This is a genomic window from Halorubrum sp. F4, from assembly GCF_027257195.1.
Taxonomy (GTDB): domain Archaea; phylum Halobacteriota; class Halobacteria; order Halobacteriales; family Haloferacaceae; genus Halorubrum.
Genome location: NZ_JAPDFS010000003.1, coordinates 408,298 through 423,960, shown reverse-complemented (window position 1 = coordinate 423,960; position 15,663 = coordinate 408,298). Strand labels below are relative to the sequence as shown.

The window sequence follows — 15,663 nt, the reverse complement described above, 5'->3', positions numbered from 1 at the left end:
GAGCAGGAGGTTCATACGTGATGCCGACCAAGGGGTGCCGTAATGGCTCAGGCCGGGAATCAGGACCTCACCGAACGGTTCATCCAGTTCTACCGGAACTACTACCGCGAGGAGATAGGCACCCTCGCACAGAAGTATCCCAACGAACAGCGCTCGCTGTACGTCGAGTACGACGACCTCTTCCAGTTCGACCGCGACCTCGCCGAGGACTTCCTCACGAAGCCCGACCAGATGCGCGAGTACGCCGAGGAGGCGCTGCGGCTGTACGACCTCCCCGCGGACGTCAGTCTCGGGCGCGCACACGTACGACTCCGAAACCTCCCGGAGAACATCGACATCCGCGGGATCCGCGTTCACGACGACCACATCGGCAAGCTCGTCTCGGTCCAGGGGATCGTCCGCAAGGCGACCGACGTCCGTCCGAAGGTGACGGAGGCGGCCTTCGAGTGCCAGCGCTGCGGGACGATGACGTACATCCCCCAGAGCGACGGCGGCTTCCAGGAGCCCCACGAGTGCCAGGGATGTGAACGGCAGGGCCCCTTCCGCGTCAACTTCGACCAGTCGGAGTTCATCGACTCCCAGAAGCTCCGGATCCAGGAGTCGCCCGAGGGACTCCGCGGCGGCGAGACGCCCCAGTCGCTTGACGTCGACATCGTCGACGACATCACCGGCGAGGTGAGCCCCGGCGACCACGTCACCTGCGTCGGCGTCCTCCACATCGAGCAGGTCGAACAGGGCAACGAGAAGTCCGCCATCTTCGACCTCTACATGGACGGCGTCTCCATCGCCATCGAGGACGAGGAGTTCGAGGACATGGACATCACCGACGCGGACCGCCGGGAGATCATCGAGCTCTCGAACCGCGAGGACATCTACGACGCGATGGTCGACTCCATCGCGCCCGCCATCTACGGCTACGAGGAGGAGAAGCTCGCGATGATCCTCCAGCTCTTCTCCGGCGTGACGAAGCACCTCCCCGACGGCTCGCGGATCCGGGGGGACCTCCACATGCTTCTTATCGGAGATCCGGGAACTGGAAAAAGTCAGATGATCAGTTATGTAGAAAATATTGCTCCAAGATCAGTATATACCTCTGGAAAAGGATCATCTGCTGCGGGGCTTACGGCTGCAGCTGTAAGAGATGACTTCGGCGACGGCCAGCAGTGGTCACTCGAGGCCGGCGCGCTCGTCCTCGCCGACAAGGGGATCGCCGCTGTCGACGAACTTGACAAGATGGACTGCGTAACGGGTGACACGCTGGTCATGCTCGCTGACGGCCGCGTGGAGCGGATCGACGAGCTGGCACGGAAGGCCGCCGAGGACGGCGAGATCGAGGATCTCTCGAACGGTCGCCGCATCCGTGACGTCGACCTCGACGTCTGGTCGATGGACGACGACGGGAGGCTCGTCGAGCGTCCCGTGTGCTCCGTCCACGAGTACGACGCGCCGTCGGAGCTGAATCGGGTGACGATGGAGACCGGAGAGTCGCTGACGGCGACGGCCGATCACCCGTTCTTCGTCCTCGACGACGGGGAGCGCGTCGAGCGAGAGGCGGCCGCGCTCGACGACGGCGACTGGGTATACGTCCCCCGTGAGATCCCGACCAAAGCAACGGACGGCGGTGGAGCGGTAGCGGCGGCCGGCGGCGACGCCGGAGGCGCGTCCGCGGCTGCCGACGGCGGGATCGACGACACGATGGCGAGCGTCCTCGGCTACCTCTCCGGCGATGGCAACGTCTACTACGACCGTGACGAGGGGGTGTACGGCGTTCGGTTCACGAACACCAATGAGGAACTCCTGGCCGACTTCGAGCGGGCGGCACGAGGGGCGTTCGGCACGGAGCCGGCTCGGCCGCCGAGCGAGAAGCGGGACGGAGGCGTCAAGACCGTTCGTGTCCACGGAAAACGGCACGCCGACGCCGTCCTCGACGCCGGGATGAACCTCGGACGATACGACGGAAAGTGTTTCCCGACCGCGGTGTCGACGGGGAACCGTGTGGCGAAGGCCGCGTTCGTCCGCGCGCTGGCCGACAGCGAGGGACACGTCGACGAGTCGGCGGGTAACGTTCGGGTTGCGTCCGCGAGTCGGGACCTGCTGCGAGGGACACGGAACCTCCTCCTACAGTTCGGCGTGTCGAGCCAGATGCAGCGTCGCGCCCGCGACGACGGTCGGGACGTGTACTACCTCACGGTGACCGACGCGGACTCGCTCGCGGCGTTCCGCCGGCTCATCGGCTTCACCGCCACTCGAAAGGCCGAAGCACTCGACCGTATCGTCGATTCCGCTGACGGCGACCGTACGATCCTCGACGTGATCCCGGAGGTCGACGACGTGCTCGAGAGGTGTCGCGATTCGCTCCGACTGTATCAGAGCGAGTGCGGACTCAACGCCGGCACGTATCACGACTTCGAGAACGGGACCGCGAACCTGTCGCTCCACCGCGCCGAACGGGTGCTCTCCGCGTTCGAGGACAGACTGGAGGCGGCGATCGAGGACCGTCGCGTGCTCGACGGAGAGCCGACGTGGAAAACGCTCGGCGAGATACGCGATCGGTACCACGTCGCTCAGTCCGAACTCGCCGAGGGGACGGCGTTGTCACAACAGCAGATCTCCCGGGAGTGGGGCGAAAGCGACGACGTTCGCCGAACCGTTGCGGACCGGCTTCGGGACGTCCTCGCCGCGGTCGCTGAGACTGACCTCGATGGGCTGAGAGCGTTCGTCCGCGGGGACGTGAAATGGCGACGGGTTGGATCGGTCGAGACGGTCCCGCCGGAATCGACCGAACACCGCCGGGAAGTGCTTCGACAGCGGCTCGCAGACGTCATCGGCGGTCCAGTCGAGACGGTCGAACGACGCGCGCGCGACCTCCTCGAAGGCGGTCCGGTCGGGAAAACGCGGGACGAACTGGCAGCGGCGCTCGACGAGTACGGCGTCAGCCAAGCCGATGTCGCGTCGTTGCTCGGTGTGGATCAGGCGACCATCTCTCGGTGGCTGTCCGGTACCGTGGAAACGGACCGGCTCGCCGACCTCCGGGAGGCGGTCCTAAGCGAAGTGGAAACCGTCGAAAAGGAACTGCGGTCGATCCTCGCCCGGATCGAGGACGGACGGCAGCCGAAAGTGTACGACTTGACGGTCGACGAGACGCACAACTTCATCGCGAACGGACTCGTCGTCCATAACTCGTCGGACCGCTCCGCCATGCACGAGGGGCTCGAACAGCAGAAGATCTCGGTGTCGAAGGCGGGCATCAACGCGACGCTGAAGGCCCGGTGTTCGCTGCTCGGCGCGGCGAACCCCAAGTACGGACGGTTCGACCAGTACGAGCCGATCGGCGAGCAGATCGATCTCGAACCCGCGCTCATCTCGCGGTTCGACCTGATCTTCACGGTGACGGACAGCCCGGACCCCGAACACGACTCGCGGCTGGCGAAACACATCATCAAGACGAACTACGCGGGCGAGCTCAACACCCAGCGCGAGGAGCTCGCGACGTCGGAGTTCACCTCGGACCAGGTCGCGGAGGTCACCCAGGAGGTCGCCCCGGCGATCGACGCCGAGCTGCTCAGGAAGTACGTCGCACACGCGAAACGCTCCTGTTACCCGACGATGACGGAGGAGGCAAAGGAACTCATCGAGGAGTTCTACGTCGACCTCCGCTCGAAGGGGGCCGACGAGGACGCGCCCGTTCCCGTCACCGCCCGGAAGCTCGAGGCGATAGTGCGGCTCTCGGAGGCGAGCGCGCGGGTTCGGCTCTCGGACACGGTCGAACGCGAGGACGCCGACCGCGCGACCGACATCGTCGAGTCGTGTCTCAAGGACATCGGCGTCGACCCGGAGACGGGCCAGTTCGACGCCGACGTGGTCGAGACGGGGACCTCGAAGAGCCAGCGCGACCGGATCAAGAACATCAAGGGGCTCATCGCGGACATCGAGGAGGAGTACGAGGAGGGCGCGCCCGTCGACGAGGTCCTGGATCGTGCGGGCGAGATCGGGATGGACCCGGGGAAGGCCGAAGCGGAGATCGAGAAGCTCCGGACGAAGGGCGAAGTGTACGAGCCGAAGCAGGGACACCTGCGGACGACGTAGATGGACCGGATCTCCGCGTTACGGAACGTCGAGGACGCGCTCCGTGCGTTCGAGAACGGCGAGGAGGACCTGTCGGGAACCGAGCGGCGCGTCGCAGCCGTGTTGCGGACGTACGCGACGGATTTCGACGGCGAGGACGACGTCTTCCGCGCCGTCGGCGACCCGCCGATCGACGGACGCGTCGTCGTCGCCCCCTCGAAGCCGGCGGCGCGAGAACGGGTGCTGGCGGCCGCCGGGATCGATCCCGCGACGGACGACGACCCCCCGGCGTTCGACCTCGAACGCGTCTGAGTTCGACGCGTTTTCGACGGTCGATGACGCCGACCGTCACGCTGACCGCCTACTCTCGCCGATCACCACGCCGATCATCACGCCGACCACCTCCCGCCGCCGATCGCCGGTCGCGTTCGGAACCGATTTATTTCCCACCCGAGCACCGACGCTCGTGTTACTGGTCGTAACGTACTCGGAGGCTGCCCGGACCGGGCTCCGCAACGCGTGTCGCCGTCACGACGATCAGGTCGTCCGGCGGTTCGGCCGCGCGGCGTTGTTCGAATCGACGGCGTACGGCGCGTTCCTGGCGTTGCGGCTGCGCGAGACGCACGGTGACGCCGTCCAGATCGAGCGGACGGAGCCGTTCAACGAGTTCTCCCTCGTCGACGACGCCGTCAGGGAGGCCGCGAGCGCCTACGCCGACCGCGAGACACGATCGACGCCGTACGCGTCGTTCGCCGCCGGGACGGACCATCCCGACCCGGAGACGATGAAGCGCCGAGAGCTGTGACCGCGCCCGAATCCGGCGACGTCGACGACGCACCCGTGGCGGGAGGCGCAGGCACGTCGATCGCGTCGACCGGTCACGACCGCCTCGACTGCGAGTCGACGCCGCTCCCCGACGACGAACCGGTACCGGACCCGGTGGACGTGTTGGGCCGACTTCCGACGGGGACGAGCCTTCGGCGGGAGCTCGCCGCCGCGGCACGCTCTCGCGGGCTGGTGTCCTCCCTTGCGGACGAGATCTCGACGATCCACGCGGAGCTGACGGCGATCGAGATCCCGGCGGTCGACCTCGAGAGCGCCCGGCGGCGGCTCGCTGACGCCACCGGCGAGGAGGGTCGACTGAAGGAACGCGTCGCGACGGTCCGCGGCGACGTTCGGGCTCGCCGGGCGATCGACGCCGATCCCACGGAGGCCCTCGCCGACCTCGAGGCGGCCGCGGCGGAGCTGGCCGAGGCACAGACCGCACGGATCGCCGCCGAACAGGCGCTCGAGCGGGAACGTGAACGGGCGGCCGCGGCGCGCGACGAGCGCGAGCGTCGGCTCGCCCTCCACGATCGGCTGGAGAATCGAAAGCGCGACGCACGCGAGGAGCTCGCGCTCGCGGCGTACGCCGAGTTCCGCGAGGCGCTGTCGACGGTTCCGGGAGGCGATCCCGTGGACGCCGGGAGGCGTCCAAGCGAGTACGAGGGTTCCGACCTCGCCGCCTCGTTCGCGGCGATACGGATCGCGGAGATCGAGGGGCCGGTGGCCCTGGACCCGTCGGTCGCCTCCGTCCTCGAGGCGGCGGAGGGGACGCGCCCGGAAGCGGTCCTCGACGTTCCCGTGACCCGTCCCGACCTTTAGATACGATGCGGCGTCAGTCGGCGCATGAGCGTGGACCTCTCCTGGAGCGTCGAACGCGAGGAGGGCGTGCGGTTCGTCGCCTGTCGCGTCCACAACGCCGCCGCCGTTACCCGACGCGTGCGCGTTCGGAGCCGGAGCGAAGAGCCGGTCCTCCCGCCGCGACGGGCCGGCGTGCCGGAGGAAGGGTGGGACTCGACGGGCGTGACTCTCCGGCTCGACCCGGAGGAGCGCCGCGGCGTCGGATTCGCCGTCGTCGCGCCGGCGGGCGAGCCGGTCCGCGAACCGCCGGTCGAGATCGCTGATGCGACCCCGATCGATGACTCCGACCCGGTCACCGACGCCGACTCGCCCGCCGTCACGGCCGATGAGGCGGTCCGATCCCTCGGCGATCACCGTCCGCCTCGCGACGCGCTCGTCGGTTCCGAACGGGCGGGTCCCTCCGTCGTCGACGGTGAAGACGTGGAGACGCGGACGACCGGAGAACGCCGGCGGATCGAGGATGCCGACGCGGGCGTGGACGACGAGTCCGTCGAAAGGGATACCGAACCGTCGAGCGACGAGGATGTGGCACCACCGGCCGACGACGACGCGTCCCCACTACTGGCCGACGACGACTCGGACGACGTGGCGGAACGTCGCGCTCTGCGATCACAATCCGGGAATCCGAACGTCGTTTCGGCCGAACCGGACGCTCTCGAGGACCGGCTCGAACGGGTGGAGCGTCGTCTCGAGCGGGCGGAGCGATTGACTGACGCCGACCTCGGGACGGCCACGGCGGAATTGGAGCGTCTCGACGGCGTGAGCGCGGCCTCGACCCTCGCGGATCGGATCGCGAAAGACGCGACGGCGCTTCGGCGGCTGAGCGAGCGCGCGTCGTCGCTGGCGGCCCGCGCGGAGGCGACGGACGTGCCGACCGACGCGCTGGAGCGGCTCGCGTGATCCTCGCCGCCGCGGGCGGCAAGGGCGGCGTCGGGAAGACGACGCTCGCGTACAACGTCGCCGCCGCGCTCGACGCGGTCGTCGTCGACGCCGACCTCGGCATGGCAGACCTCCCGGCCGGCCGGGGCCCGGACCTCCACGACGTGCTCGCCGGGCGCGCGTCCGTCACGGAGACGATCCGTCCCGGTCCGGTCGACGTGGTCCCCTGCGGCCGGACGCTCGCCGGCGCGCGGGCGTCGGACCTCACCCGGCTCGCCGACGCCGTCGAGGCCGTCGAACGGACGCACGGGACGGTCGTGATCGACTGTCCCGCGGGCCGGCGCGCCGACGCGGGCGTTCCGCTGGCGGTCGCGGACGCCTGCCTCGTCGTCGTCTCCCCGCGGGCGTTCGCACTGGCCGACGCGATCCGGACGCGGGAGCTGGCGCGAGAGCTCGACGCCGGGCTCGTCGCGTGCGCGGTCAACCGGGTCGTCGAGGAGCCGCCCGCGGACGCCATCTCCGACGCGCTCGGCGCGCCGACGGCGGTCGTCCCCGCGGACCCCCGCGTCAGGCGCTCGGTCGTCGAGGAGCGCCCCGTCGTGGAGGCGGCCCCCGATAGCGCGGCCACCGACGCGATCCGGGAACTCGCGCGTCGGGTACCACGATAGCGGGACGGATCGCGGCGCGGCTCCGTCGAGACCGCGCCCTTTTAGCCTCGGCGCGCCCGACGACGGAGCGATGCTCACGGTCGCGCTCCTCCTCGGCGTCGTCGCCCTGGCGTTCCTCGCCGTCGAGGTCGGCCCGCTCTACGCGGCCGACCGGTTTCGAGAGCTCCGCGAGCCGACCGGTCCCGAGCGCGCGGCGCTCGACGAGCTCCGCCGCGAGGCCGGCCTCGGCGTCGACCGGGTCGCGATCGTGGAGGCCGCCGATCCGGACTCGATCGACGTCGCGGTGAAGGGCCCGCCCCGCCGGCAGGTGCTCTTTCTCACCGAGGCCGTCCTCACGGATCTCGACGAGGACGTCGCGGTCGGCCTGCTCGCGGCCGAGGCCGGACGGGTCGGGACGTACTACGGCGAGTTCCGGGCGGTCGCGGTCGCCGTCGTGGTCGGACTTCTCGCCGCGATCGTGACGGCGACCGTCGCGTTCGACGCCGGGTTCCTCGCGCTCGTCACGATCGGCGTGGCCTCCTTCTGGGTCGGGCGACGCGTCCAGTACGCCGCCGACGACCGCGCCGCCGACGCGGTAGGAGCGACACGGGTCGCGGACGCCTTCGAACGCGTCGCGGAGCTCCGCGGCGTCGAACCCGAGACCGGCGACTGGTCGACGTGGTTCGAGGTCCAGCCCCCGCTCGGCGACCGGGTCGCGGCGTTGCGCGAACGAGCGGCATCGGACGGGGCCTGACGGCGACCGCTACTCGGCGGTTCGGGCCGAACGGATCGAGCGAAACGTATACTTAGTCGTAGGATCCACGCGGGTACATGGCACCCGAACACGCCACGGACGGGATCGTCCCGACGACCGACGGCGGCGCGTTCGGGCCGTTCTTCGCGTGAACCGCGCGCGGTGGAGCCGTCCCGCGGCGGGGCGGTGAAACCGCGCGGTTCGGTCGGCGGCGAGGAGGAAGGAAAGCGCGGTCCGCTCGGGCCACGATCCCGTCCGCCCCCGCCGCCAGGCACCGCGCCGGCGACGTGCCGGAACCGTTACCACCCAGCCACACACGTATCCACACAACCGAATGCGACTCCCGGAACGACAGCTCGCGGTCCTCGAGGCCGCGAGCGCGACGGACGAACGGACGATGGACGAGATCGCGGCCGAGACGGGCCTGAAACCCGAGACGGTCACCGGTGCGGCCTTCGACCTCCGTGACGAGGGACTGCTCGCCGTGACGGAGACGACGACCGAGGTCGCCGAACTCACCGACGAGGGGCGCGACTACGTCGCCGACGGCCTCCCGGAGATCCGGCTCTACCGGGCGGCGGTCGACGCCGGCGCTGCCGACGGGGCCGTCCCGATGGGCGAGGTCATCGGTCGCGCCGACCTGGCGGGCCCCGAGGTCGACATCGCGCTCGCGAACCTCCCGCGGAAGGGGTTCGGAGGGATCGATTCGGGCGAGCTCACGGTCGACTCGGACGCCGATCCGGACGCCGACCCCGAGGCGGCGGCTCTGGCGACGCTCGCCGACGGCGGGAGCGTCGACGACGATGGCGTCCTCGCCCGGCTCGCCTCTCGCGGGCTAGTCGACCTCGTGGAACGTACCACCCGGGCGGTCCGGCTCACCGACGACGGCGTCGACGCGCTCATGGAGGGCGTCGAGGCGGCCGAGACGGTCGGACAGGTCACGCCGGAGCTGCTCGCGAGCGGCGAGTGGGCCGACGTCGAGTTCGCCGAGTACAACGTCGAGGCGGACGCGCCGGCGGTCGAGGGCGGCCGGAAACACGTGCTCCGGCGGACCGCCGACCGCGTGAAGGACGTGCTCGTCGGCATGGGTTTCCAGGAGATGGAGGGTCCCCACGCCGACAGCGACTTCTGGATCAACGACTGCCTGTTCATGCCCCAGGACCACCCGGCGCGGACCCACTGGGACCGGTTCGCGCTCGACGTCGACCCGATGGAGGAGATCCCTCCTGCGCTCCTCGATCGTGTCGAGACCGCCCACCGCGACGGGTGGGGCGAGGACGGCGACGGCTACCACTCGCCGTGGTCCGAGGAGTTCGCCCGCGAGGTCGCCCTCCGGGGACACACCACCTCGCTGTCGATGCGGTACCTCTCCGGCTACGCCGGCGCGGAGCTGGAGCCGCCCCAGCGCTACTTCTCCGTCGAGAAGGTGTACCGCAACGACACGCTCGACCCGACGCACCTCCTCGAGTTCTTCCAGATCGAGGGATGGGTGATGGCCGAGGACCTCTCCGTCCGCGACCTGATGGGCACCTTCGAGGAGTTCTACCGCCAGTTCGGGATCACGGACATCCGATTCAAGCCGCACTACAACCCCTACACCGAGCCCTCCTTCGAGCTGTTCGGCGACCACCCCGAGACCGGCGAGGAGATCGAGATCGGCAACTCCGGCATCTTCCGCGAGGAGGTCACCGGCCCGCTCGGCGTCGACTGCGACGTGATGGCGTGGGGGCTCGCCCTCGAGCGGCTCGCGATGCTGACCACCGGCGCGGAGGACATACGCGACCTCCACGGGACGCTCGCCGACATCGACTTCCTGCGGACCGCGGAGGTGAGCTACTGATGCCCGTCGTGGACGTCGACCCCGACGCGCTCCGGGGGCTCACCGGCCGGACGGAGAAGACGGACGAGGAGTTCAAGGAGGACCTCTTCGGGCTCGGGTTGGAGTTCGAGGGCGAGACCGACGACGGCGAGCTGCAGTTCGAGTTCGCGCCCGACCGGCTCGACCGGCTGAGCGTCGAGGGCGTCGCCCGGTCGCTTCGCTACCACTACGGCGACGACCGCGGGGTGTACGTCCCCGAGACCAACGACGCCGAGTGGACGATCGAGGTCGACGAGTCGGTGCCCGACGAGCGCCCGTACGTCACGGGCGCGGTGGTCCGCGGCGTCGACCTCGACGAGTCGGCCCTGGAGTCGCTGATCCAGCTGCAGGAGAAGCTCCACGCCACGATGGGTCGCGGCCGCGCGAAGGGCGCGATCGGGATCCACGACCTGGCGATGGTGAAGGGCGCGCCGCTCCGGGAGGGCGCGGAGCGCTCGATCACCTATCGAGGGATCGAGCCCGACGGCGAGACGTTCGTCCCGCTCGATTCGAACGACGAGCTGACGCCCGCCGAGGTGCTGGAGGAGCACGACACCGGGCGGACGTACGCCGACCTCGTGAGCGAGTACGACCGATACCCCGCGATCTACGACGAACTCGGGCTGTTCTCGTTCCCGCCCGTGATCAACGGGAGGCGAACCGAGGTCGACACCGAGTCGCGCGAGCTGCTCGTCGAACTCACCGGCACGGACCAGTGGACGATCGACAAGATGTGTACGATCGTCTGTTACGCGCTCTCCGCGCGCGGCGCGACGATAGAGGAGGTCGAGGTCGCGTACGCGGACGGCGCGACCCATCCCGAGGAGTACGGCTCCGACCTCCTCCGCCCGAACCTCGAGATCGACGGGAAGTCGGTGTCTCACGACCGGATCGAGACGCTGCTCGGCGTCGATTTCGAGCCCGAGGACGTCGTCGACTGCTTCGAGCGCTCGGGGCTGGACGCCAGCTACACGCTCGACGAGGCGGTGACCTACGAGGTGGAGATCCCGCCGTACCGCGTGGACGTGCTCCACCCGCTCGACCTCGTCGACGACGTGGGACGCGCGCACGGCTTCGACGAGCTGGAGCCGCGCTACCCGGACGTGGGAACCGTCGGGGGGCGTCACGAGCGCACCCGGCTCGAGGACGCCGTCCGGACGAGCCTCGTCGGGCTCGGCTTCGAGGACCTGCTCAACTTCCACATGACGAGCGGCGAGGAGAACTACGACCGCATGCGGGTCGAGCCGGGGACCGCCGTCCTCGGCGGGGGCGAACCCGTCCGGATCACGGAGCCGTACAGCGAGGAGTACACCCAGCTCCGGACGTGGGCGCTCCCGTCGCTCCTGCTCCTGCTCGAGGGCAACACCCACAACGCCTATCCGCAGGACGTCGCCGAGGTCGGCTTCGTCGCCGAGCGCGACGAGGCGGAGAACACGAACGTTTCCGAGGCCCGCCACGTCGCCGGCGCGGTCGCGCGCCGCGACGCCTCCTACGAGGCCGCGAAGGGTCGGCTCCAGGCGGTGTGTGACGACTTCGGCGCCGAGCTCGAGACTCCACGGACCGACCATCCGACGTTCATCGACGGTCGGACCGCGAGCGTCACCATCGACGGCGAGTCCGTCGGCGTGATCGGCGAGGTCCACCCGGCGGTCCTCGTCGACCACGACCTCGAGGTACCCGTCGCCGCCTTCGAGTTCGACCTCGACGCGCTGCGGTGAGGCGGACGGCGGCGTAGTTCGGCCTCGCTTTTCGTGCCGGTGCGGGAGGGAAACGCCCATTAGGCCGTTTAGTGAACTGATAGCACATGTCAACGGAACCGCTCTCGACCTTCGAGTCGTCGCTTACCGAGATCGGGGTCGAACTCGTTCGGACGAGCACTGAGGAATTCGAGTCGACGCTCGCCCCGCTTCTCGACGCGCCCGCGGTCGGCACGCCGCTCCCGTTCGCGGACGTCTCCCTGCCGGCCGACGTGGAGACGAACCCGACGGTGGCGGACCTCGAGGCCGCGAGGACCGGCGTCACCGCCGCCGGGTACGGGATCGCCGACTACGGCTCCGTGGTCGTTCAGGGCGGACCCGCCGGCGAGGAACCGGTGAGCCTCTACGCCGACGAACACGTCGCCGTCGTCGCCGCGAGCGACGTCCTCCCGGACATGGACGCGGCGTTCGATCGATTGGCCGAGGACATCCGCGGCGGCACCGGACGGGCCGTCATCGCGACCGGACCGAGCGCCACCGCCGACATGGGCTCGCTCGTGACGGGGGCCCACGGGCCGATGGCGGTCACGGTCGTGCTCCTGGAGGACGCGTAGATGAGCGTCGACGACCGCCGGCGGAAGGCCGAGCGCATCCGCCACCTCCTCGACACCGAGGGCGACAGCGTCCACGAGAACACGCGGGTGTTCAACGAGGGGCGATACGAGTCGGTCGCGAAGCTCGACGACTACGAATCCCTCAAGGACGAGGCGAGATCGATCAAGGAGGACGCGATCGAACGGCTCCCGGAACTCCTCGACCGGCTCACCGAGACGATCGAGGCCAACGGCGGCACCGTCTACGTCGCCGAGGACGCCGCCGACGCGAACCGATACGTCTCGGAGGTCGTCGACGGCCGGAACGTGGTGAAATCGAAGTCGATGACCACGGAGGAGATCGAGGTGAACGACGCGCTCGAGGCGAGCGGCGCGGAGGTCTGGGAGACCGACCTCGCCGAGTTCGTCCTCCAGATCGCGGAGGAGGCTCCCTCGCACATCGTCGCCCCTGCCATCCACAAGTCCCGCGAGGAGATCGCCGACCTGTTCAACGAGGTGTTCGACCCCGACGAGCCCCTCGAGACCGCCGAGGAGCTGACGCGGTTCGCCCGCGAGTACCTCGGCGAGCGGATCCTGGACGCCGAGGTCGGCATGACCGGCGCGAACTTCGTCACGGCGGACACCGGCACGCTCGCGTTGGTCACGAGCGAGGGAAACGCCCGCAAGTGCGTGCAGGCCACGAACACCCACGTCGCGGTCGCGGGCGTCGAGAAGGTCGTTCCCCGCGTCGAGGACCTCCAGCCGTTCGTCGAACTCATCGGCCGGTCGGGGACCGGACAGGACGTCACCTCCTACCTCTCGCTTCTCACGCCGCCGGGCGACTCGCCGACCTTCGGCAGCGGAGGCGGCGGAGGTGGTGGAGGCAGCGGCGGCTCCGACCCCCTCGACGGCCGCGAACTCGAGTCGGGCGGCGACCGCGAGTTCCACCTCGTGCTCATCGACAACGGCCGCATGGCGATGCGCGAGGACGACGACCTCAGGGAGACGCTGTACTGTATCCGGTGTTCGGCGTGTGCGAACTCGTGTGCGAACTTCCAGCACGTCGGCGGGCATGCCTTCGGCGGCGAGACGTACTCCGGCGGCATCGCCACCGGCTGGGAGGCGGGCGTCCACGGGCAGGAGAGCGCCGCCGAGTTCAACGACCTCTGTACGGGGTGTAGCCGGTGTGTGAACGGGTGTCCGGTGAAGATCGACATCCCGTGGATCAACACCGTCGTCCGCGACCGCATCAATCGAGGAACGGACGGCGACCTCGACTTCCTCGTCGAGGGGCTCACCCCGGACGAGGAGCCCGGCGGGATCGACCTCCAGAAGCGGCTGTTCGGCAACTTCGACGCGCTCGCGAGACTCGGGTCGGCGTTCGCGCCGCTCTCGAACCGGGTCGCCCGAACCGACGTCGCCCGCTCGGTGATGGAGCGAACCCTCGGCGTCGACGCCCGTCGCGAGCTCCCGGCGTTCGAGCGCGAGTCGCTCGTCGAGTGGTTCGAGACGCGCGGGTCGCGCGTGGACCCCGAGGAGGCGCGTCGCCGGGTCGCGCTCTACCCCGACGCGTACACGAACTACGTGCGGACCGAACGGGGGAAGGCGGCTGTCCGAGTCCTCGAGTCGATCGACGTCCACGTCGACGTCCCATCCGCCGGCGAGAGCGGGCGAGCGCCGCTCTCACAGGGGATGGTGGCGACCGCCCGAGCCAACGCCGAGGCCGTCTACGAGGCGCTCTCGCCCGCCGTCGCCGCGGGCCGCGACGTCGTCGTGATCGAGCCGTCGGACCTCGCTATGTTCCATCGGGAGTACGAACGGCTCCTCCCCGAGGACGAGTACACGGCGCTGAAGGAGGACAGCTACGAGGTCATGGAGTACGTCTACGGGTTGCTGGAGAACGGCGCGAGCGTCGACGTGCTCGCCGACGGGAACGGCGAGCGGATCGCCTATCACAGCCACTGCCAGCAGCGCACGCTCGACCTCGAACCCTACACGCTGGCGGTCCTGGAGGACTGCGGGTTCGACGTCGCGACCTCGGACGTGGAGTGTTGTGGCATGGCCGGGAGCTTCGGCTACAAGTCGGAGTACTACGAGCTCAGCGTCGACGTGGGCGGGACGCTCGCCGACCAGTTCACGACGGACGACGCCGCGGACCGAACCGTCGTCGCCAGCGGCACGTCGTGTCTCGAACAGCTCGACGCGCTGCTGGCACGCCGACCGACACACCCGGTTCGGCTGCTCGACGCGCGGTAGTCGCCCGGCTCCACTTCGGATTGGCACCCGATTCGGTCCCCGAATCCCGCGTTATCCCTCGAAGCCGTCCTCCCACCGGAAGGTCCCGTCGCGCTGGACGACCTCGCCGTCGACGCTCATCGTCGACTCCGCGCTCACGTCGCTTATCATGTCGACGTGGACCGCGCTCTCGTTGCCCGATTCCCCGTCGGGCAGGCAGGCGTCGTAGGCGCGGCCGAGCGCGAGGTGGACCGTGTCCCCCATCTTCTCGTCGAAGAGGATCGAGTCGGTGAACCGGTCGATCCCGCGGTTCATCCCGATCCCTAACTCACCGAGCCGCCGCGCGCCGGGGTCCGTCTCGAGCACGCTCGCGAGCGCGTCCTCACCCGCCTCCGCGGCGAAGTCGACCACCTCGCCGTCCTCGAAGACGAGGCGGACGTTTCGGACGCGGGTCGCGTCGATCGTCATCGGCACGTCGAAGAAGACCTCGCCCTCGGCGTCGTAGGGGGCGGTGAACACCTCGCCGCTCGGCAGGTTGTGGGAGTCGTACGCGACGGACGCCGCGGAGTTGACGGCGGTCCGGCCCGCGATCGACATCCGGAGGTCGGTGTCGGGGTCGTCCTCACGCTCGGTGACGATCCGGACCTCGTCGCCGTCGTCGAGGACTCCCTTCATGTGGGCCATCTCTCCGGCCAACTCCTCCCAGTCGCGGAGGATCGCGTCGTAGACGAAGTCCTCGTACTCCTCGTGGGCCATCCCGGCCTGCTGGGCGAGGCTCCGGGTGGGGTGGACCGTCGACACCCAGTCGGTGTCCATCCGCGCCTCCCGGACGCCCTTTCTGGCTCTGGCGTAGGCCTGACGCGTCTCGCGGTCGACGTCCGCGGTCGCGGCCGTGTTGCGGCCGCCGCCCAGCCGGAGGTAGACGTCGGCAGCCTCGAAGATCGCCAGGTCGACCGCGGAGTCCTCGTCGAAGTCGGGCGTCCCGCCCTCGGCACCCGCCTCGGCTCCCTTCAGGTAGGCACGGGAGACCTCGTCGGAACCGTACAGCGTCGTCACGGTCGCGCCCCGTTCGCCGAGCGCCTCCGCGACCGCGACGCCGAGGTCGTGGGCGTCCTCGGCGACGCTCACGACGACGTGTTCTCCCGGGTCGACCCGCGCGCTCCAGTCGACGAGCACCTCCGCGTGTTCGCGTACGCGTTCGTCCATGCGTGGGGCTCGCGTGCCGGGAATATAACGGATCGGCTCCGCCGCT

The 15,663-nt window shown here is 69.6% G+C and carries 12 protein-coding genes; 11 read left to right on the top strand and 1 reads right to left on the bottom strand.

All coding sequences use genetic code 11. From position 1 onward, the window contains the following. Positions 1-42 precede the first annotated feature (42 nt). The 11 genes from OKW78_RS10520 to OKW78_RS10470 all read left to right on the top strand — a co-directional run bounded on the left by OKW78_RS10520 (position 43) and on the right by OKW78_RS10470 (position 14,432). Complete coding sequence (locus OKW78_RS10520; RefSeq protein ID WP_281195119.1) at positions 43-4,086, top strand: LAGLIDADG family homing endonuclease; 4,044 nt, start codon at positions 43-45, stop codon at positions 4,084-4,086. After that, positions 4,087-4,377, top strand: coding sequence for a hypothetical protein (locus OKW78_RS10515; RefSeq protein WP_281195118.1), 291 nt, complete (start codon positions 4,087-4,089; stop codon positions 4,375-4,377). It begins immediately after the preceding gene. Positions 4,378-4,531: 154 nt separating this feature from the next. After that, on the top strand, positions 4,532-4,870 hold the full coding sequence (locus OKW78_RS10510; protein WP_281195117.1) for a hypothetical protein: 339 nt from the start codon (positions 4,532-4,534) through the stop codon (positions 4,868-4,870). Next, positions 4,867-5,709 carry a hypothetical protein gene (locus OKW78_RS10505; RefSeq protein WP_281195116.1) on the top strand — a complete coding sequence of 281 codons (843 nt, stop codon included), beginning with the start codon at positions 4,867-4,869 and terminating at the stop codon, positions 5,707-5,709. Before OKW78_RS10510 ends, OKW78_RS10505 begins: the two co-directional genes overlap by 4 nt. 24 nt (positions 5,710-5,733) lie before the next feature. Next, positions 5,734-6,648, top strand: a complete 915-nt coding sequence (locus OKW78_RS10500) for a hypothetical protein (RefSeq protein ID WP_281195115.1) — start codon at positions 5,734-5,736, stop codon at positions 6,646-6,648. Then, entirely contained in the window at positions 6,645-7,295 is a 651-nt protein-coding gene (locus OKW78_RS10495; protein WP_281195114.1) for an AAA family ATPase, read from the top strand. The genes OKW78_RS10500 and OKW78_RS10495 overlap by 4 nt, the downstream gene beginning before the upstream one ends. Before the next feature lie 70 nt (positions 7,296-7,365). Beyond that, on the top strand, positions 7,366-8,028 hold the full coding sequence (locus OKW78_RS10490) for a peptidase (protein ID WP_281195113.1): 663 nt from the start codon (positions 7,366-7,368) through the stop codon (positions 8,026-8,028). A gap of 334 nt (positions 8,029-8,362) precedes the next feature. After that, complete coding sequence (locus OKW78_RS10485) at positions 8,363-9,868, top strand: phenylalanine--tRNA ligase subunit alpha (protein WP_281195112.1); 1,506 nt, start codon at positions 8,363-8,365, stop codon at positions 9,866-9,868. Continuing rightward, the gene (gene pheT, locus OKW78_RS10480; RefSeq protein ID WP_281195111.1) at positions 9,868-11,604 is read left to right on the top strand and encodes a phenylalanine--tRNA ligase subunit beta; all 1,737 of its coding nucleotides are present in this window, start codon (positions 9,868-9,870) and stop codon (positions 11,602-11,604) included. Before OKW78_RS10485 ends, pheT begins: the two co-directional genes overlap by 1 nt. Positions 11,605-11,690: 86 nt before the next feature. After that, complete coding sequence (locus OKW78_RS10475; protein WP_281195110.1) at positions 11,691-12,197, top strand: lactate utilization protein C; 507 nt, start codon at positions 11,691-11,693, stop codon at positions 12,195-12,197. Continuing rightward, the gene (locus OKW78_RS10470; protein ID WP_281195109.1) at positions 12,198-14,432 is read left to right on the top strand and encodes an LUD domain-containing protein; all 2,235 of its coding nucleotides are present in this window, start codon (positions 12,198-12,200) and stop codon (positions 14,430-14,432) included. Positions 14,433-14,483: 51 nt separating this feature from the next. Here the strand turns inward: OKW78_RS10470 and OKW78_RS10465 are convergent, their stop codons facing one another. Next, the gene (locus OKW78_RS10465; protein ID WP_281195108.1) at positions 14,484-15,617 is read right to left on the bottom strand and encodes an aminopeptidase; all 1,134 of its coding nucleotides are present in this window, start codon (positions 15,615-15,617) and stop codon (positions 14,484-14,486) included. Between the last annotated feature and the right edge of the window lie 46 nt (positions 15,618-15,663).

Excerpts from the sequence above, each read along its gene's own strand:
- OKW78_RS10500 (WP_281195115.1), top strand. The coding sequence starts at position 5,734 with ATGAGCGTGGACCTCTCCTGGAGCGTCGAACGCGAGGAGGGCGTGCGG.
- OKW78_RS10485 (WP_281195112.1), top strand. The coding sequence starts at position 8,363 with ATGCGACTCCCGGAACGACAGCTCGCGGTCCTCGAGGCCGCGAGCGCG.
- OKW78_RS10475 (WP_281195110.1), top strand. The coding sequence starts at position 11,691 with ATGTCAACGGAACCGCTCTCGACCTTCGAGTCGTCGCTTACCGAGATC.
- OKW78_RS10520 (WP_281195119.1), top strand. The coding sequence starts at position 43 with ATGGCTCAGGCCGGGAATCAGGACCTCACCGAACGGTTCATCCAGTTC.
- OKW78_RS10465 (WP_281195108.1), bottom strand. The coding sequence starts at position 15,617 with ATGGACGAACGCGTACGCGAACACGCGGAGGTGCTCGTCGACTGGAGC.
- OKW78_RS10490 (WP_281195113.1), top strand. The coding sequence starts at position 7,366 with ATGCTCACGGTCGCGCTCCTCCTCGGCGTCGTCGCCCTGGCGTTCCTC.
- pheT (WP_281195111.1), top strand. The coding sequence starts at position 9,868 with ATGCCCGTCGTGGACGTCGACCCCGACGCGCTCCGGGGGCTCACCGGC.
- OKW78_RS10470 (WP_281195109.1), top strand. The coding sequence starts at position 12,198 with ATGAGCGTCGACGACCGCCGGCGGAAGGCCGAGCGCATCCGCCACCTC.
- OKW78_RS10515 (WP_281195118.1), top strand. The coding sequence starts at position 4,087 with ATGGACCGGATCTCCGCGTTACGGAACGTCGAGGACGCGCTCCGTGCG.